Origin of the sequence: Actinoplanes sp. NPDC051513, from assembly GCF_044454685.1 — a bacterium.
Lineage (GTDB): Bacteria > Actinomycetota > Actinomycetes > Mycobacteriales > Micromonosporaceae > Actinoplanes.
Map to the genome: position 1 here is coordinate 284,144 of NZ_JBITDW010000009.1, position 17,575 is coordinate 301,718.

Genomic DNA, 17,575 nt, shown 5'->3' on the forward strand with positions numbered 1-17,575 from the left:
TCAAAGCTACGGGGGGAAACGGAGAATGACGGCTCTATGTCGAATTCGTGTCGACTGACACACCGACCGTCCGCGAGCCCCCGCGGCCGCCGTCAATCGTCAGGTTGTCTTCAGGACGCCGCCGGCCTGCCAGGTGCTCCACGGCAGGTTCCAGTCGCCGTAGCCGTCCCAGCTGGGCATGGTGGGGCCGCCGGTGTTGGTGTAGACGGTGACGTCGCCGACGTGCGCGAAGGCGAAGAAGCGCTTGGCGTCGGCCACGGTGAGGTTGGTGCAGCCGTGCGACGTGCTGCGCTGGCCGATGTTGCCGCCGTTCCAGCTGGCCGCGTGGACGAACTCGCCGGAGTTGGTGATCCGTACCGACCACGGGACCTTGAGGTCGTACCCGGGTCCGGTCATGCGCTGGACCTTGTCCTTCTCCATGACGACCTTGATTCCGCTGAACGTGGGTGTGCTCGCCTTGCCGAGCGAGACCGGGAAGCTGAACACCTGCTTGCCGTCCGAGGTGACCACCATGCGCACGGCCTTGCCGTCGATCTTGCTGATGTTCGCGGCGCCGGTGGACATGTCCAGGGTGAGGCTGTTGTCGAACACCAGCCCTGTTCCCGCCGTCTGGCCCTTCGTGGCCAGATCCATATGGATCTTGGCGTGCGCCGGCCAGTACTTCTCGGTGCGGTAGTGGGCTTCGAGGGGATACCCCGAGTAGATCGCGGACTTCTGGAAGAACCAGGCGCCGCCGGCCGGCTCGCCGTTGACCGTCACGGTGGTGGCGGCGGCGAACGCCTTCGCATCGGTGATCTTGGCTGATACGTACGCGATGATCGGCATGCCGACGCCCCAGGTGGACCCGTCGGCCTCGAACAGCCGGACATGCACCGGCTTCCCGGCCGGCGTCGACGGGGTGGCCGAGGGGGCGACAGAGGGCGCGGCCGCCGCCGAGCCGCCTTGCCGGTCACCTCCCGACGACGAACTGCTGCAGGCGGACAGGAGGAGCACGACCCCGAGAGCCATCATCCGAGAACTTCTCATGCAGCGACGATGCTACGAACGACGCCGGTATGCCATTCGGCGCCGCCACCGGTTTCCGATTACATCGGACTTATTGTGGCGAGACATGATCGTAAGTCGTATTTAATATATAAACACTATTTCTGCTGTTTAATACTTATTGCACCCGGGCCGCTTGTCAGGAGGCTCATCAGAATGGTGGACGCATGGGTCGAGACGGCCGCGTCGTCCGCGACCGAGCAACCGAGCCCGCCTGTCGATCGCGTGCCCGTGCGCCTTGATGTCATCACGTCGCTGGGGCATGAGATGCGGGGGGCTCTCGGGGGCATCCTCGGTATCGCGCGCGTGATGGAGATGAAGCTCGCCGGCGGGCACCCGGATCCGGCGGAGCAGGCGCGCCACCTGGAGATCATCCGTGCCGGGGCCGAACAGCTGCAGACACTGGGGGATCGGGTAGCCGAGCTGGTCCGGATCGGCGGCCCCGGCGCGCCGGGGCCGGAGCGTCTCGACTGCCGGGACGCGGTGACCTCGGCAGTGGCGGCCGCCGAGCCGCGGATCCAGGCCGAGCCGCGGATCCAGGCCGAGACGCGGATCCAGGCCGAGACGCGGATCCAGGCCGAGACGCGGATCCAGGCCGAGACGCGGATCCAGGCCGAGACGCCGCCGGCGCCGGTGTGGGTGGAGGCGCCCCGTGGGGCGGTCGAGCGCGTTCTCGGCGAGTTGCTGGACAACGCGCTGACCTACGCGTCCGCCGACAACATCTGGGTGCGCCTGCGGCCGGACCCGCCCCGCCTGGAGGTCGCCGACGACGGCGCCGGCCTGACGGCGGACGAGCAGCAGGTGATCTTCCGCGCCTACGGCCGGGGTCTGAACGCGCCGAGGCGAGCGCCCGGGGCGGCGGGGCTGGGGTTGTGCATCGCGGATCGGCTGGTGGACGGCTGGGGCGAACGCATCGACGTGCGTACCGCGCCCGGGGAGGGCGCGACGTTCGGCTTCGGCCTGCGGAGCGCGCTCCCACCTGGCGACGCCTAGATCGGTTAGCCGTGGGAGGCCCGATGGACGTGGACTACGCCTCAGGAACGGCGACGGGCCGGAAACGCCGCGCCGCGCTGGCCGCCTGCTGCGGACTGACGCTGCTGATCGGGACGGCCTGCCTCGCCGGGTACGTCTTCGGCGTACCCCGGTTGGTCACGTTCCTCCCCGGCCTGCCGGTCACCACGGTGACCACCGCGATCTCGATCTCGGTGCTGGCCGTCGCGCTGGCCCTCGCCGGGTTCGGGACCGGCGGGCGGGCGCGACTGCTGGCCTGCTGCTTGTCCGGCGCGGTGGCGGTGGCGGAGAGTGGCGTGCTCGCCGAGTACCTCATCGGGCGCGACCTCGGCATCGACCGGCTGCTGTTCGCCGGCCACCTCCGCGACTGGGCCGGCGGGGCGCATCCGGGCCGCCAGTCTCCGCACTCGGCGGTCCTGCTGCTCAGCATCGGGCTGGCGATCCTGCTGATCGATGTGGGCTACCGGCAGCACCTCGCATTCAAGATCTTCGCGCCGCTCACCGTGATCGCCGCGCTCTCCACCGCGCTGGGCCAGATCTACGGGGTGTCCTACCTCTACGGCACCACGTCGGTCAGTGGCATCAGCGCACAGAGCGTCCTGGCCTTCGTCCTGCTGGCCGGCGGTTACCTGCTGTCGCGCCCGGGGCGCCGGCCGGTCAGTCTTCTCTTCGCCGGCAGCGCCGGCAGCATGATGATCCGACGCCTCCTGCCTTTCGCGGTCGCGGTGCTGCTCGTGATGGCGGCGTCGCTCGGCGTCATCGGCCGTCTCAACGGCGCCCTCCGGGGCCTGGACATCGTGCTGGCCACCGGCACGCTCCTCGCCGTCATGTATCTGGTGCTGATCCGGACCGCGCTGCTGATCGAGAACATCGGCCTCGCTCAGCAGCGTCTCAACGACGAGCTCACGCACGAGCGCGACCTCAACCACGCCATGCTGGATGCCCTGCTCGACGGCATGATCGCCGCCGAGTCCGACGGCCGGGTGGCGGCGGTCAACGACCGGTTCTGCGAGATGCTCGGCGCGCCGGAGGACGAGATCATCGGGCAGCGGCCGCCCTACTGGTGGTCGGCCGAGGAGAGCCGGGCGCAACCGTTCTTCCTCTTCACCGAGGAGCTCGCCACCGGCCGGCGACTACCCACCGAGATCCAGATCGTGCGCCGGGACGGGTCGCGGATGCCGGCGGCACGCTCGGTGGCGGCGTCGTTCACGCCCGGCCGGCGGGCGGCCCTCTTCGTCGTCTCGTACCGGGATCTCACGGAGCGCAACGAAGAGCGCGCCGAGCGCCGGACGCTGGCGGAGCGGCTCGGTCATTTCTTCGACATGTCCAGCGATCTGCTGTGCGTCGCCGGCCAGGACGGCTATTTCAAGCTGCTCAACCCGGCCTGGGAGCGAGTCTTCGGGTATCCCGTGGACGAACTGCTGGCCCGTCCGTTCCTGGACTTCATCCACCCCGATGACCGGTCTGTCACCTCCGCCGAAAACCACGTCCTCGGCCAGGGCATCCGCGGCACCGGCTCGTTCGAGAACCGCTACCGCCGCGCCGACGGCGCCTACCGGTGGCTGAGCTGGACCGCCACGTCGTCGGTGGAGGACGGGCTCATCTACGCGGTCGCCCGGGACGTCACGAACGAACGTCTTGACCGGGAGGCGCGCACCCAACTGGCCGCGATCGTCGAGTCCACCGACGACGCGGTGATCGGCATGACCCTCGACGGGATCATCACCAGCTGGAACGCCGCCGCCGAGCGGATCTACGGCACCACCGCCGAGGAGGCGATCGGTCAGTCCGTCGCGATCACCTATCCGGACGACCAGGCGGAGGATGTGGAGCATTGCATGGTCCGGGTCCGCGCCGGCGAGCCGATCAAGGACCACCAGCGGATCGGCATTCGCAAGGACGGCGTGCGCGTGCACCTGTCGGTGACCGTCTCGCCGCTGCGCGACCCGGACGGAACGGTGATCGGCGCCTCCGCGATCGCCCGGAACATCACCGACCGCATCCTCGAACAGGAGATGCTGGAGGTCGCCCGTGATCAGGCCCTGGCCGCGGACCGTGCCAAGAGCCAGTTCGTCGCCATGGTCAGCCACGAGATCCGTACACCGCTCAACGGCATCATCGGCCTGAACACGCTCATGCTCGAGTCCGGGCTCTCACCGCGCCGGCGTCGCTTCGCCGACGGCGTCGACACCTCGGCCCGGGCGCTGTTGTCGATCGTCAACGACATCCTCGACTTCTCCAAGGTCGAGGCGGGGAAGATGGCGCTCGTGCCGACCGACTTCGATCTCCACCTGGTGATCGCGAACGCCGTCCGGGTCGCGGCCGAGAACGCGCGCGGCAAGCATCTCGAGCTGATCGGCTGCTATCCGCCCGACCTGCCGCGTACCCGGCACGGTGATGCCGACCGCCTCGGCCAGGTGCTGATCAACCTGCTCGGCAACGCGGTCAAGTTCACCAGCGAGGGCGAGGTCCGGCTGGACGTGGCGCCGGCCGGCGGCGACAACCGATGCCGCTTCGCGGTCACCGACACCGGGATCGGGATCGAACCGGACATCCTGGACCGGCTCTTCGAACCGTTCGCCCAAGCCGAGCAGGACACCTGCCGCCGCTACGGCGGAACCGGGCTGGGGCTGACCATCAGCCGGGACCTGGTCGACCTGATGGGCGGCCAACTCGAGGCAAGCAGCCGGCCGGGCGTGGGCAGCACGTTCAGCTTCACCATCGGGCTGCCCCTCGCCGGCCGCCGGGCCGCACGGCAGAAACATCCGGTCAAGAACCACCTCATGGGCCGCCGCCTGCTGATCGCCGACGGCAATGCCACCTCCCGGCGCCTTCTCGCCGATCACGCCCGCTACTGGGGCATGATCGTCACCCCGGCGGCGGACGTCGAGAGCGCGCTCGGCGCCGGCCCGGCCAGCACGACGTTCGATGTCATCGCCGTCGACTCCGGACTGTGCGGCAACCCCGGCGGCGCCCTGGCCGGCCTGCTGAACCCCGGCACGGCGGCCGCCCGCGGGCCGCGGATCGTGCTGCTGTCGCGCGAGCTCACCCACGCGGAGCAACACGTCCAAGGCAGCGGCGTCGCGGACGTCCTGCAGAAGCCGGTCGATCCGTCGGCCCTCTACAACTGCCTCATCGACCTGCTGGGAATGAAGCCGGAATCGGCGGCCGAGAAAGACCTGCCCGAGTCGAACGGCAACGTCCTGGTCGCCGAGGACAACACGATCAACCAGATGGTCGCCGAGGAGTTCCTCACGGCGCTCGGCTACCACGTCGACATCGCGCACGACGGACGGCAGGCGGTGGAGATGGCCGCGGCCGGCCAGTATCGCGCCATCCTGATGGACTGCCAGATGCCGGTCATGGACGGCTATCAGGCGACACGTGAGGTGCGGGCCGCCGAGCGGCACGGCCGCCATCTGCCGATCATCGCGATGACGGCCGGAGCGATGGCCGCGGACCGTCAGCGCTGCCTGGACGCCGGCATGGACGACTGCCTCACGAAGCCGGTCGACCCGGCCCAACTCAAGGAGATCCTCCTGCGCTGGATCGCCGTGCCCGCCGACGCCTGACCCGGCCCCGGCGGACGGAACGTCACGTGCCATCGTCGACCTCCGCCCACAACTCCTCGTAGCACCGGGAGACCCGCGCCGTCGGCGCGAAGACGGGAACCGGTGCGCGCCGCTCGGCCATCTGCTCGATGAGTGTCATCGACGGGATGATGGTTCTGGCGATCCGGCCGGCGTGGTCGTGCCCCATGGTGTCGATGACCTCGCGGTGCAAGCGCTTGCGCCGGTCGGCCATCGAGAAGAACGCGACGATCTCCGGCCGTGGCCGTGGCGTGTCCGCGACGAAGCGGGTCAGCTGGGCGTACGTGCGCAGGGACAGCGTCGTGGGAATGAGCGGCACGAGCAGGACGTCCGCCGCGTGGAGCACGTTCTCCGACAGCAGCGAAACGCCGGGCGGGCAGTCGAGGAAGGCGACGTCGTAGGCGCCGGCCAGGCCGGACAGCAGCTCGTCCAGCCGGCGCCTCCGCCTCTTCGCGTCGTCGAGATCGAGGTCCATGTTGCGGTACGAGAAGTCCGCCGGCAGCAGATCCAGGTTGTCGAAATCGGTCGCCTTCACCGCGTCGTCGATCGGGCGCCGGCCGGAGACGAGACCACGGCTGCCGCCTCTCACCCGCGGCCTGACCCGGAGCATGTAGGTCGCCGCGCCCTGTGGGTCGAGGTCCCAGAGCAGGGTGCGGCGGCCGGATCCCGCCGCCAGGTAGGCGAGGTTGACGGCGGTGGACGTCTTCCCGACCCCACCCTTGATGTTGTACGTCGCATAGACCTTCACCCGGCCGCCTTTCCGTCGTCGCCGATCAGGCGCGTCACCCGCCGGCGGCCGGCCGGCCGGACGTAGGAGGCGAACACGCCGGCGAACTCGGCGCGGGCGCGCTGCTGCTCGGCATGGAGATGACCCGTGAGCTCCCCCATGGCGAGAAGGGCCTCGGCCGGGGCGCGATCCGCGACCATCTCGTGCGCGAGCCCGCGCAGCGTGGTCGACTGCACCTCCGAGTCCTGGAACCGGCCGAGCACATCCTGAAGTTTCTTGAGGTCCCTGATCGCGTCGCGCGACTGAGCGTAGCCGAGCACCGGCGCGAACATCTCCATCGCGTAGCGCAGCTCCTTGCACCGCTTCCGCAGGAGGTGCAGATCCTCCGGCGGCGAGGCGTCGGAGATCGCGGCGCCACCGCGGACGACCCGCCGATGCGCCCGTGCGACGTTGGCGCGGGCCAGGCCCCCGGCCGACCACGCGGCGCCCTCCGCCGATTGCACCGAGCCGGCCAGCTCGGCGAGCTCGACCGCCCAGTCGTCGAGCAGCCGCCGCAGCCGGGCGCCGCGCAGCGCGCGCAGCAGCGTGCGCCGCTCCGCGGCCCGCCGGCGTGCCAGGTGTGCCTCGAACGGCCCGAGGTCGGCAGCCGCGGCGGCGACCAGCCAACCGGCCATCTCCGGCAGGCCGAGTTGGTACACATCCAGATCGCGGACCGGGGTGGTGAGGTCGCCGAGCCATTTGAAACGAGGCTCCCAGACCTCCCGGAAGCGCGCCGGTAGCGCCGGCCGGCCGAGCTTGAGCAACGAGCGGGTCCGCCGGACCGCGACACGGACGTCGTGCAGGAACTCGGTGTCGATGTCGGCGATCGTGCCCGGAAGGTTGTCGCGGAGCTCGTCGAGGAAGCGGGTCAGCTCGGCGGCGAGCAGCGCCCGCGCCGGTGTCCCGGAATCGACCGCCGAGGGCCCGGGCCGTTCGGCCGGAGGCGCCACCGGTTCGGTGGCGGGATCGAGCAGGGTCGTGACGAGCCGCCACACCCGGTCGGCCTCTTTCTGGTATCCGCGGAGAGGCCGGACGGTGACCGTCGCCGGCGGCGTGGCGCCGTCGTCGGCGGACTCCTCCACGTCCACGCGCACCACGATCTTGCAGTCCGCGTTGCGCAGTTCGGTACGGCGTACGAGCCTCTGGTTTTCGCCGATGACGAGCAGAGCGCGGATTCCCGCGAGTCGCGCGACATGGTCCTTCAGCGTCCCGTCCGGCAGGGCAGTCGCCATCGCCGGCCACTGTGGCCCCGCGCCGGTGAGCACGTTCGCCAGGATCTGAGCGCCCTGCGCCAGCTCGAGCCTCTCGTTGCCGGCCTCGGCGATCAGCTCCAGCCGCCGACCCGCGCGGGCGATGCGCCGGTCGAACGTGTCGAGCGTCGTGCGCCGCACCAAGTGAGGCCGGCCGGCCGACACGTCGAAGGACGAGGCCAGCAGCGCATGCAGGGCCTCGAGATCGAGCGCCACGGAGCCGGGCGGGCAGGCACTTCGGACTGCGGTCATGGTGACCTGACAATAAGCGTCCCGGCCTCTCGCGACGTCATTCGGAATGCATGATCTGGCGCCGCTGGCGTCAGTTTCGCCGAGAGTGAGATGCGGCGGAAGAGCTGGCGGCCCAGGAGGCGAGCAGGGCCAGGGCGTGCGCGCTGGGGGAGTCCGGCTCGGCCGCGTAGATCGTCAAGGTGAGGCCGGATTCGGCCCGCAGATCCATGCTTTCGTACGCGAGCTCGAGGTCACCCACGACGTGATGGTGGAACGTCTTGACGCCGGTGCCGTGAATGCGCACATTGTGGGCTCCCCAGCGGCGGCGGAAGTCGTCGCTGCGGGTGGACAGCTCGCCGACCAGGTCGTGCAGGCCCTTGTCGTGCGGGTCCTTGCCGGCCGCGGTGCGCAGGTTCGCCACCACCATGTCGGCGGCCAGGTTCCAGTCGGGGTAGAAGCGGCGGGCCGCGCTGTCGAGGAACGTGAACCGGCCGAAGTTCGGCGCGCCGGTCGGGTCGGCGTAGACGTCGCTGTACATGGCCCGGCCGAGGTGGTTGGCGGCGAGCAGGTCCTGCCGGTTGTCGACCAGGATCGCCGGGCTGGTGACGGCGTCCAGCGACCACCGCAGGCTGGGCCGGACGGTCCACTGCTTCGGCCGCCGGCGGGGCCGCACCAGGGCGTTGCTGCCGTCGGCCTCGTGCGCCAGGCGCAACAGGTGTGCCCGCTCGGCGTCGTCGAGCTGCAGGGCGCGCGCGATCGCGTCGAGCACGCCGGCGGAGACCCCGGCGAGGTGGCCGCGTTCGAGCTTGGCGTAGTACTCGACGCTCATCCCGGCCAGCGCGGCGACCTCGCTGCGGCGTAGCCCGGGGACGCGGCGCTGCCCCGCGGAGGGGATGCCCGCCCGTTCCGGGGTGATCTTGGCGCGGCGGGTGGTGAGGAAGTCGCGCACTTCGGCTCGGTTGTCCACGAATTCGACGGTACGACCCATGGCGGGCCGCTGGGATGCCCTGCTGGTACACCTCTCGAAAGGGACTCCCACGTGCGCTTGCACCGCGGTTTGCTGGAGATGTCAAGGACATCTGTGAAGGAGGAGAACGATCATGCGTGGTGCCGTGATGCATGCCCCCGGCGACGTCCGGGTCGAAGACCGTGCGGATCCGCGGATCGAGCAGCCCACCGATGCGGTCATCCGGGTGTCGGCGGCCTGCGTCTGCGGGTCCGACCTGTGGCCGTACCGCGGCGTCGACAAGGTCGAGGGGCCGTCCCCGATGGGCCACGAGTACGTCGGTGTGGTCGAGGAGGTCGGCAGCGAGGTCACCGGCATCCGGCCCGGCCAGTTCGTGGTCGGCTCGTTCTGGGCGTCGGACAACACCTGCGAGCTATGCCGGGCCGGCTATCAGAGCGCGTGCGTGCGCCGGGTGCCGATGGGCATGTTCGGCTCGCAGGCGGAGTACCTGCGGGTGCCGTTGGCCGACGGCACGCTGGTGGCCACGCCGGAGCTGCCGCCGGCCGACCTGATCCCCAGCTACCTGGCGGCATCGGACGTGCTGGGCACCGGCTGGTTCGCGGCGGTCGCGGCCGAGGCCGGCCCGGGCCGGACCGTCGCGGTGGTCGGTGACGGCGCGGTCGGCCTGCTCGCGGTCCTGGCGGCCAGACAACTGGGCGCCGAGCGGATCATCGCGATGAGCCGGCACGAGTCGCGGCAGAAGCTGGCCCGCGAGTTCGGCGCCACCGACATCGTCACCGAGCGCGGCGACGAGGGCATCGCCCGGATCAAGGATCTGACCGGCGGGCTCGGCGCGCACTCGGTCATCGAGGCGGTCGGCACCCAGGAATCGATGATGCAGGCGATCCACTCGGCGCGGCCCGGCGGCGGTGTCGGGTTCGTCGGCGTCACCCACGACGTGAGCCTGCCCGGCATGGACATGTTCTGGTCGCTGGTGCGCTTGCAGGGCGGGCCGGCGCCCGTGCGCCGGTTCCTGCCCGGCCTGATGGAGCTGATCGGCGACCGCACCATCGACCCGGGCAAGGTCTTCGACCTCGACCTGCCGCTCGACCGGGCGGCGGAGGGGTACAAAGCGATGGACGAGCGCCGCGCGATCAAGACCCTGCTGCGGCCCTGAGACAGGTCCAGCAGGCAGCGGTCATGGCCGGTTCCCGGCGATCAGGCGCTGGGCGAGCGCCGGGCTGAAGATACCGGCCTTGGTGGTGGGCGCGATGCCGCATTTGCCGTCGGAGTTGCCGGGATTGGCGATCCAGAGTTCGAGGGCGGCCGGGTTCGCCGTGGAGCGCCTGCCGAGTTTGCGGCCGCCGGGATTGCACCATTGCCCGTTGCCGCCGTTGCCGTTGCGGCTGGTGTCGATGACGTACCCGGCCGGCCGGTGCAGGGCGGCCTTGACCCGTTCCGCGTATCGCCGGGACTCGGTCGTGGCGATGTAGTTGGAGACGTTCACGGAGAAGCCGCGTACCCGGGCCACGCCGGCCGCGAGGAGCCGCTCGGCCATCGTCGCGGGACGGGTCCAGTCGGCATGGCCGGCGTCGATGAAGGTCCAGGTGTTCGGCGCGTTCTCGGCAAGCATCCGGGCGGCGGCATTGAGCAGGCCGAGTCTGGTGGTGATCTGCGCCTTGCTCATGCAACTGAAGTCGCCGAGCGCGTCCGGCTCGAGGATGACGATCGCCGGCCGTACGCCGATCGCCGTCGCGAATGTGGAGATCCACTTTTGGTAGATCGCCGGGCCGGCCGCCCCGCCCGCGGATTCCGCGCCGCATGCGTCGCGGCCGGGCAGGTTGTAGGCGACCAGGACCGGCAGCTGACCGGCGGCCGCCGCGGATCGGGTGTAGTTCGCGACCGCCAAGCCCACGTCGGCGTCGCTGGTGCCGGTGAACCAGTGGGCCATGGGCTGATTGCTGATGGCGGCGCGGACGGCGGCCGCCCGCTTGTCCTCGGGATGCGCGGCGACCCAGCGGGCGGCGGGCAGTTGCGGGTCGGTGAAGATCCCACGGGTCCGGCTCAGCGGGCCGCCGCCCGTCTGCGGCGTGACAGAGGAATCGGGCGTGTCGGCCGCCGTCAATGCCGTGTCGCCCGGCAGCAACGACACCGCGACCGAGGCGATGACGGCGGCCGCCGTCAATGCTGTGGTCCGTCTCGTCACGCTCTGCCTCACAGCGATACGGCGGTGGAAGTCGACCATTGACTTCGACCGGCCGCCATCGGACGTGAGGGAATCGCTACCGGTAGGCGGGCACGCCGAGCAGCTCGTCCACGGTGACGAAGCGGTAGCCGCGCTCCCGCAGGCCGTCGACGGTGAGCTTGACGGCCTTGACGGTCTGGGTGCGGTCGCCGACCCGGCCGTCGAAACCGTCGTGGAAGATCAGGATCGTGCCCGGTCTGGTCTGCGCGATCGCGCGGCGGGCCATCGCGGCGCCGTCGCGGTGGAAGACCTCCAGGGGGTGGCCGAAGACGCCCGCCACCGGCTCCAGCCGCTCCCGCCGCAGCATGCGCAGCAGGGCCGGCTGGCGCCATAGCCACGGCGTGCGGGCCAGGGCGGGGGTGCGGCCCAGCCGCTCGCGCAGCACCTGCTGGGTCTGGCCGACCTCGCGGCGGAAGGCGCCGGGGCGCAGGTACGTGGTGAAGCGGTGGGTCAGCGAATGGTTCCCGATCACATGGCCCGCGGCGGCGATCCGATCCGTCGTCTCCGGAAAGCGCCGCACGCACCGGCCCACCTGGAAGAACGTGCCCCGGATGCCGCGGCTTTCCAGAAAATCGGCGATCTCCGAGGTGTACGGCTCGTTGGGCCCGTCGTCGAAGGTCAGCGCGACGACGCGGTCCTCGGGCGCGGCGTGGTAGGGGTAGCGGCCGAACACCTGCGACTGCGGGAGCATGAACAGCGCGTACGCCGCCGCCACCGCCAGCGGCACGACGAGCCAGAGCGCTACCACTGGACGTCCACCGGAACCGCGTGCTGGTGCACGTAGCTGACCGCGGTGTCCGCCTTCTCGGCGAGGTACGCCCTCGGCTGCTGGAACGCGAACAGCGTCAGCGTGGCGGCGAGAGCCGCCACGGCGAGCCGGCGCCGGTGGGTGGGCCGCGGGCGGCTGTCGCGGAAGACCGGCGCGGAGCCGATCATCCGCTTGCCGGTGACCCGGTTCAGCACGTACGCGGAAAGGTAGTAGACGAACAGGCAGACGAAGACGTTGTAGAAGAAGCCCCGGTTGAAGCGCCGGCCCGAGGTGTAGGTCGGGTTGGAGTGGTCGTAGATCACCCGGCCCTCGCGGCGCATCCGGCGCAGCAGATCGAGCTCGTCCCCGCCCTGGGTCATCCGGGTGTCGTAGCCCGTCCAGCGATCCCGGCGGAAGGCGATGTTGGTGGCGGAGACGTAGAAGGTGCGACCGGTCGCGCGGTAGATCGTGTGCACAGTGCCGAAGAGCAAGCGGGCGAAGACGCGGCCCCACCGGGGGCCGTCGTGGTAACGGCACGGCCCGACCACGGCCACGACGTCGTCGGATTCCCGGAAACCGCGATCGATCTTCGAGAGCCAGTCCTTGGCGTACGTGGTGTCGGCGTCGGCGGAGACGACGATCTCGCCGGTGCTTGCGGCGGTGCCGGCCTGGCGGGCGTTGCAGACCCCGGGTGCCGACTCGCTGATCACGCGCACGCCCAGGTCACTGGCGATCTGGGCCGTGTCGTCGGTGCAGTTGTTGTCGACCACCACTATTTCGTACGGGTCGGGAAAGTCCTGATTTTGCAGGGAGGTGATCGCCTCGGATATGTAGGACGCCTCGTTGTAGCACGGGACGATGACGCTGAACCGGGTTGTCATGGTCATCAGCTTCGGCGCGGGCGTACGCCGAGAGCCATCCATGATCACCCCGATTCGGCCCCTGATTTCCGCGTCAGGCCGCCGGCGTCCAGTGCGGGTCGCGGCCGAGGTAGCGCAGCAGTTCCGCCGCGGCGCTGTCGTTTTCGCGGGCGTCCAGCGCGGGGGCGTAGGCGCCGTACTGGCGCAGCGGCTCGACGATCGCCCGGGCCACGGGCAGCAGCTGCGCGGCGAGGTCGTCGTCGAGCGGCGAGGGCTGACCGGCCGCGACCGCGATGTCCCAGGCGTGGACGCCGGCGTCGAGGGCGGCGGCGCCGGCCGTCATGGCGGCGGGCAGGTCACCGTGCGGCAGCGGGGTCGGCGTCGTGCTGTCCCGGTCGACCGTGGCGAAGGCGGCGGCCGACGCGGTGAGGGTGGGCTCGATCAGCTCGGCCGGGGTGCCGGCCAGGACGCCGGACGGGGTGAACGGATTCTCCGTCGGGCCGCCTTCTCCGGTGATCGCCGAGACGTAGGCGAGCTGGTCGCCCGCAGCGTGCTGGAGGACCTGGGTGACGTTCCACTCGGCGCAGGGAGTGGCCCGGCCGAGGTCGGCGACGGTCAACGCCGCGGTCGCGTCGCGCAGTGCCGTGTGGGCGCGGTCCAGGATCGTCCAGGTGGAGGTGGCGGTCATGGTCTCTCCTCGAAAAGCCTGCTCTGCAGCTCCGGAACGGAACGGAATGTTCCGCTACCTTCAGCGTAGCGGAACATTCCGTTCCGCACAAGCATTGACAGTTCGCCATCGAGGACATGGACGTGGCCTGCCCAAGGCCACGCTGGACGGATGGATGGACTGGTAGCCGGCACCCAGCAGGCGCGGGTCAGGGCACGAGGTCGTCGTCCTCGTCGCCGCTGTCCGGGCTGTACCAGGCCTCCGTGATGAGCTGGATCTCGGGCTGTCCCTCGGGACGGCTATCGAATGGATATACCTTGGCGCCCGCCGGAATGCCGACCCGGCCCAGCCAAATGCCGTGATGACACCGGTCGCACCAGGCTGTGACCGACCCGGTGCGGCTGCCCGGGTAACCGTAGAAGGTGAGCCGGATATGGCCGCCGTCCCCCTCCGGACAGGGCACGTCGATCGGCTCGGGAAAGGCCCCGAGCACCTTGGTGAAGGCCTGATACCACGACTCCCAGCGACGTTCCGCCTCCGTCATCTCTGGCATCTCGCTGTCATTCCCCCTCGAGCAGGTGCTTGTGTTCCTGCCACCAGCGTTGCTCATAGGCGTACGCCCGCGCCTCGTAGGCCTTGCGGGCCTCCTCCGTCCACGGGAACGGCAGGCCGTTACGCAGCTCGTCGAGGTGGAACCGCTCGTGCGCCAGCGTGCGGGCCAGCTGCTCCTCGTCCATGAACGCGTCCCGTGCCAGTTTGATCTCGCCGTCCGGCATCGTCACACCGTAGAACTCCTTGCCCGGGCCGGCGCCGCGACGGAACTTGTCGATGCTGAAGTTCACGCCCTCCAGGTCGATGCCGTACTTCTTGGCCAACGCCACCACGTTGTCGCGGCTCATGAGGATCTTCCTGCCGTTACGGGCGATGCCGTCGCCCTCGCGGAAGAGCCCCTTCTCCAGCCCGCGGGCCCCACGCAGCCGAGCGATCAGATCCTGGATGATCTCGCCCAGCCTGCGCATCATCGTGCCGAGGTTGCGCAGGCTGGAGATCAGGTCCTTGAGCCAGCGGGAGATCTTCGCGGCCCACGATGCACACAGCGTGGACACCTGCTCGACCACCAGCGGCGTGGCCGTGCCGAGCGAGGCGATCAACTCGCCCGCGTACACGATCAGCCGGGAGACCACCGTGGCGACCGCGTCCCGCACCATCATCCGCACCGTCGCGATCAGCAGCCCGGCGCCCTCGGTGATCAGCGCCATCGTGTCGGACGCCTTGGCCAGCGCTTGCAGCGACTGGTCGCGCTGGTCGGCCCAGGTCCGGTACGCGCCGGAGGCGGCGCCCTGCCATTCGGTCAGGTCGAACCGCACCGCCCGCGCGAACTCGTCCGACTCTGCCCGGACGCTCTCCGCCACGTTATGCCACGTCCGCGCGTGGCCGGCGATCGCGCCCGGGTCGCCGGCCAGCCAGTCGAGGGCTTCGGAGAGCGGCTTCACGTGTTCGATCAGCCACGCGATGCCGTATTGCAGGAGCGCGCCGACCGGATCGGACACCAGGGCCAGCGCGTCGAGGCCGGCGCCGACCACGCCCAGCGTGCCGTCCACCCAGCTCTTGTTCTGCACGCCGTGCGCGATGAGCTCGATGTCCTCGGCGAGCCACACCCCGGCCCAGGCCGACTTCGGCTGCTCGACAGGGCCGGAGACCAGTGGGTTGGTGGTCATCCGGCGCTCTTGATCGAGTTGGCGCTGAAGGTGTCGGAGGAGTCGTACTCACTGGCGGTCGTGCGCAACTTGGCACCGGTGTCCCGCAATGACTCAGCGCACTCGTCCAGCCCGTCGACCAGGATGTCGTGCAACACGTTCAGCATCGCCGGCACCATCACGCAGAGCTGCCCATACGCCCCGTTGTCGGCGCGCACCGCACGACCCGCCCCGGCCGCGGTCGTCAGCCGGTCGGCGATCGCCTCGACGTGGCCCGCGTGCGTGACCAACTCGGTGTGCCGCACGCTCAGTTGATCAGACATGGAGACACCCCCGATTCGCCCACGCTAACGAAGGTTGTCAATCAATGCGGACGCCCGCGACGATTATTGCGGCCGGCTCGGCGTGCGGGCAGTTGGCACGGTCAAAAGGTGCACGAGCATGGTCACAATGTGGCTCGCACCCCGGGCCGGAGCCGCTCGCGGTGGCTGCGGGCCCTGGGACGGCGGCTCAGTTCGGGGCCAGCTGGGCGGCTGTCCCGAGCAGGCCGGGTTGGTCGAGGGATTCTTGCGCGCAGCGGGCGAACAGCCATTGGCGCAGCCGATCGCGGTCGAGGTCGAGCAGGTCGGCCATCCGGTGTGTCAGCCCGATCGGGTCGGTGCGCAGGCGTTCGCAGTTGAGCAGGTGTTGCACCGCGTCGTAGGTGGGGTCGCCCAGATAGGGCTTGGGGTCGATGGCCAGCCAGGGTTCGCGGGCGGCGGCGAGGATGTTTCCGGCGTGCAGGTCGGTGCACAGCAGCACCTGCCGGTCGGCGGTGGCCGGCAGGATGCGCAGCAGCTCGATCGCGGCGTGGGCGAGGCCGGGGTCGAGGTGGCCGGGGGTGTCGGCAAGCCGCTGCTGGAACTCGGTGGCCCACGCGTCGCACATGACTTGCAGCGGCCGGAACACCGTGCCGTCGGCGGGTGCCTGCCACAGCCGTTTCAGGAGACCGGCGACGATCGGGTCCTGCTCGGGCTCGGGCAGCATCTCGCCGAGTGGGATGCCGGGGTGGCAGCGTTCCAGCAGCAGTACCGCGGTGGCGTCGTCTGTGGCGTGAGTGTGCCGCCGCACCATGCCGTCGCCGTTCCAGACGCGCAGTCCGTCGGCTTCGTGGCGGGCCTCGTCGTGTTGCCAGGCCAGTTTGAGCACCAGGTCCTGGCCGGTGCGGTCGCGGGCGGGGGCGACCCAGGCGGATCGGCCGCCGGGTTGGTAGGGCGGCCCGACCCGCAGTGACCATCGGTCGGCGAACGCGTCGACCAGGCGGGGCAGGGCCGCCAGCCAGGCGTCGCGCTGCGGCGACCGGTCCGAGCGCACGCTGTCGGCGAGATTTGCCGGCACGACGAAGGCCGTCACGTCGCCCATGATGCCCCGCGGTGCCAGTGATCAGGGCGATGGAAGCGGAGGCCCCGAGCGGTCAGTCGAGCGGCGCGGTGGACTCGCGGGTGATCAGGCGGCAGCCGATGGTCTCGGTGCCGGAGCCGAGCGTCCCGTCGATCGCGGCGAAGAGGCGCTGGGCGGCGAGCCGGCCGAGCTCCTCGAGATTCATGTCGATGGTGGTCAGTGGCGGGCGGGCGTTGACGGCGAGGACTTTCCAGTTGTCGAAGCCGATGACGGCCACCTGGGCGGGGACGGCGCGACCCTCCTGGTGCAGGACGTCGAGGACGCCGCGGGCGATCTCGTCGGAGCCGGCGAAGATCGCGTCGACGTCGGGGTCGCGCTGCAGCAGCATGCGGGTGGCGCCGCGGCCCCACGCCTCGGACCAGGCGCCGAACCAGACCTGGTCGCCGGCGAGCGGGAGGCCTTCCTCGGCGAGGCGGTCGAGGGCGCCGCGGGCGCGGTCCTGTGCCGCCCCGTAGGACGGGTCGCCGGTGATGTGGGCGATGCGCCGGCGGCCGTGGCGGATCAGGTGGTCGACGGCCATCTGGCCGCCGCCGACGTTGTCGGTGATCAGGGACAGATCGGCCGGGTTGTCGGAGGGGGAGTAGGCGTAGATCGCCGGCACCGGAAGGTCGCCCAGGGACGGCCGTGCGTCGGGGCGGGCGCCCACCACGATCAGCCCGTCGACCCGCCGCGACAGCAGCGCGCGCAGATGATGGCGTTCGCGAAGATTGTCGCCCCGGGCGTCACAGAGGAACACCGACGTCTGGTCGGAACCGAACGCGTCTTCGGCGCCCATGAGGATCGGAATCGAGAATCGGCCCTCGAGGTCGGAGGTCAGCAGACCGACCGTTCCGCTGCGCTGAGTGATCAACCCCTGCGCGAGCGTGTTGGGCGAGAACGACAACTCCTCGGCGGCCTGAATGACCTTGGCACGGGTCTCGGCGCGGACCTGTGGCTGGTTGTTGAGCGCCTTCGACGCGGTCGCGATCGAGACGCCGGCGAGCTTGGCGACGTCACGCAGCGTAGATCGGCCGGTCGGGCGTAGACCGTCCGCACTGGACCCCTGCTCCATCGCGCCCCTTGACAACAGTTTTTCCTCCG

At 70.4% G+C, this 17,575-nt stretch carries 16 protein-coding genes; 3 read left to right on the forward strand and 13 right to left on the reverse strand.

Going from position 1 to position 17,575, the window contains the following annotated elements; translation table 11 throughout:
• Positions 1-99: 99 nt before the first annotated feature.
• The gene (locus tag ACIA5D_RS28615; protein WP_396033359.1) at positions 100-1,026 is read right to left on the reverse strand and encodes a L,D-transpeptidase; all 927 of its coding nucleotides are present in this window, start codon (positions 1,024-1,026) and stop codon (positions 100-102) included.
• A 174-nt stretch (positions 1,027-1,200) separates the two neighbouring features.
• Here ACIA5D_RS28615 and ACIA5D_RS28620 point away from each other — a divergent pair, with 174 nt between their 5' ends.
• Positions 1,201-2,037: a sensor histidine kinase gene (locus ACIA5D_RS28620; protein WP_396033360.1), complete on the forward strand. Its 837-nt coding sequence runs from the start codon at positions 1,201-1,203 to the stop codon at positions 2,035-2,037.
• 23 nt (positions 2,038-2,060) lie between these two features.
• The gene (locus ACIA5D_RS28625; protein WP_396033361.1) at positions 2,061-5,627 is read left to right on the forward strand and encodes a PAS domain S-box protein; all 3,567 of its coding nucleotides are present in this window, start codon (positions 2,061-2,063) and stop codon (positions 5,625-5,627) included.
• A 22-nt stretch (positions 5,628-5,649) separates the two neighbouring features.
• On the opposite strand, the gene ACIA5D_RS28630 is transcribed toward ACIA5D_RS28625, so the two are convergent.
• From ACIA5D_RS28630 to ACIA5D_RS28640, 3 genes are all read right to left on the reverse strand, one after another.
• Positions 5,650-6,393, reverse strand: coding sequence for a ParA family protein (locus ACIA5D_RS28630; RefSeq protein WP_396033362.1), 744 nt, complete (start codon positions 6,391-6,393; stop codon positions 5,650-5,652).
• Positions 6,390-7,913, reverse strand: coding sequence for a CHAD domain-containing protein (locus tag ACIA5D_RS28635; RefSeq protein WP_396033364.1), 1,524 nt, complete (start codon positions 7,911-7,913; stop codon positions 6,390-6,392). Before ACIA5D_RS28635 ends, ACIA5D_RS28630 begins: the two co-directional genes overlap by 4 nt.
• 70 nt (positions 7,914-7,983) lie before the next feature.
• The gene (locus ACIA5D_RS28640; protein ID WP_396033366.1) at positions 7,984-8,859 is read right to left on the reverse strand and encodes a helix-turn-helix domain-containing protein; all 876 of its coding nucleotides are present in this window, start codon (positions 8,857-8,859) and stop codon (positions 7,984-7,986) included.
• A 133-nt stretch (positions 8,860-8,992) separates the two neighbouring features.
• Between ACIA5D_RS28640 and ACIA5D_RS28645 the strand changes: the two genes are divergently transcribed.
• Positions 8,993-10,015, forward strand: a complete 1,023-nt coding sequence (locus ACIA5D_RS28645) for a zinc-dependent alcohol dehydrogenase family protein (protein ID WP_396033367.1) — start codon at positions 8,993-8,995, stop codon at positions 10,013-10,015.
• A gap of 21 nt (positions 10,016-10,036) precedes the next feature.
• Here the strand turns inward: ACIA5D_RS28645 and ACIA5D_RS28650 are convergent, their stop codons facing one another.
• The 9 genes from ACIA5D_RS28650 to ACIA5D_RS28690 form a co-directional block, all read right to left on the reverse strand.
• Entirely contained in the window at positions 10,037-11,044 is a 1,008-nt protein-coding gene (locus ACIA5D_RS28650) for a glycoside hydrolase family 6 protein (protein WP_396033368.1), read from the reverse strand.
• 76 nt (positions 11,045-11,120) lie between these two features.
• Positions 11,121-11,831, reverse strand: coding sequence for a polysaccharide deacetylase family protein (locus tag ACIA5D_RS28655; RefSeq protein WP_396033369.1), 711 nt, complete (start codon positions 11,829-11,831; stop codon positions 11,121-11,123).
• Entirely contained in the window at positions 11,825-12,712 is an 888-nt protein-coding gene (locus ACIA5D_RS28660) for a glycosyltransferase family 2 protein (RefSeq protein WP_396033370.1), read from the reverse strand. The genes ACIA5D_RS28655 and ACIA5D_RS28660 overlap by 7 nt, the downstream gene beginning before the upstream one ends.
• A 73-nt stretch (positions 12,713-12,785) precedes the next feature.
• Positions 12,786-13,379 carry a TIGR03086 family metal-binding protein gene (locus ACIA5D_RS28665; RefSeq protein ID WP_396033372.1) on the reverse strand — a complete coding sequence of 198 codons (594 nt, stop codon included), beginning with the start codon at positions 13,377-13,379 and terminating at the stop codon, positions 12,786-12,788.
• A gap of 187 nt (positions 13,380-13,566) precedes the next feature.
• The gene (locus ACIA5D_RS28670) at positions 13,567-13,911 is read right to left on the reverse strand and encodes a hypothetical protein (RefSeq protein ID WP_396033373.1); all 345 of its coding nucleotides are present in this window, start codon (positions 13,909-13,911) and stop codon (positions 13,567-13,569) included.
• Between the two features lie 7 nt (positions 13,912-13,918).
• Positions 13,919-15,076 carry a WXG100 family type VII secretion target gene (locus ACIA5D_RS28675; RefSeq protein WP_396033375.1) on the reverse strand — a complete coding sequence of 386 codons (1,158 nt, stop codon included), beginning with the start codon at positions 15,074-15,076 and terminating at the stop codon, positions 13,919-13,921.
• Positions 15,073-15,378, reverse strand: a complete 306-nt coding sequence (locus tag ACIA5D_RS28680) for a type VII secretion target (protein WP_396033376.1) — start codon at positions 15,376-15,378, stop codon at positions 15,073-15,075. Before ACIA5D_RS28680 ends, ACIA5D_RS28675 begins: the two co-directional genes overlap by 4 nt.
• Positions 15,379-15,565: 187 nt before the next feature.
• Positions 15,566-16,447: an aminoglycoside phosphotransferase family protein gene (locus ACIA5D_RS28685; RefSeq protein WP_396033377.1), complete on the reverse strand. Its 882-nt coding sequence runs from the start codon at positions 16,445-16,447 to the stop codon at positions 15,566-15,568.
• A 61-nt stretch (positions 16,448-16,508) separates the two neighbouring features.
• On the reverse strand, positions 16,509-17,546 hold the full coding sequence (locus ACIA5D_RS28690) for a LacI family DNA-binding transcriptional regulator (protein WP_396033378.1): 1,038 nt from the start codon (positions 17,544-17,546) through the stop codon (positions 16,509-16,511).
• Positions 17,547-17,575: the final 29 nt, after the last annotated feature.

Excerpts from the sequence above, each read along its gene's own strand:
- ACIA5D_RS28625 (WP_396033361.1), top strand. The coding sequence starts at position 2,061 with ATGGACGTGGACTACGCCTCAGGAACGGCGACGGGCCGGAAACGCCGC.
- ACIA5D_RS28680 (WP_396033376.1), bottom strand. The coding sequence starts at position 15,378 with ATGTCTGATCAACTGAGCGTGCGGCACACCGAGTTGGTCACGCACGCG.
- ACIA5D_RS28690 (WP_396033378.1), bottom strand. The coding sequence starts at position 17,546 with ATGGAGCAGGGGTCCAGTGCGGACGGTCTACGCCCGACCGGCCGATCT.
- ACIA5D_RS28635 (WP_396033364.1), bottom strand. The coding sequence starts at position 7,913 with ATGACCGCAGTCCGAAGTGCCTGCCCGCCCGGCTCCGTGGCGCTCGAT.
- ACIA5D_RS28670 (WP_396033373.1), bottom strand. The coding sequence starts at position 13,911 with ATGCCAGAGATGACGGAGGCGGAACGTCGCTGGGAGTCGTGGTATCAG.
- ACIA5D_RS28645 (WP_396033367.1), top strand. The coding sequence starts at position 8,993 with ATGCGTGGTGCCGTGATGCATGCCCCCGGCGACGTCCGGGTCGAAGAC.
- ACIA5D_RS28660 (WP_396033370.1), bottom strand. The coding sequence starts at position 12,712 with ATGACAACCCGGTTCAGCGTCATCGTCCCGTGCTACAACGAGGCGTCC.
- ACIA5D_RS28615 (WP_396033359.1), bottom strand. The coding sequence starts at position 1,026 with ATGAGAAGTTCTCGGATGATGGCTCTCGGGGTCGTGCTCCTCCTGTCC.
- ACIA5D_RS28665 (WP_396033372.1), bottom strand. The coding sequence starts at position 13,379 with ATGACCGCCACCTCCACCTGGACGATCCTGGACCGCGCCCACACGGCA.
- ACIA5D_RS28675 (WP_396033375.1), bottom strand. The coding sequence starts at position 15,076 with ATGACCACCAACCCACTGGTCTCCGGCCCTGTCGAGCAGCCGAAGTCG.
- ACIA5D_RS28620 (WP_396033360.1), top strand. The coding sequence starts at position 1,201 with ATGGTGGACGCATGGGTCGAGACGGCCGCGTCGTCCGCGACCGAGCAA.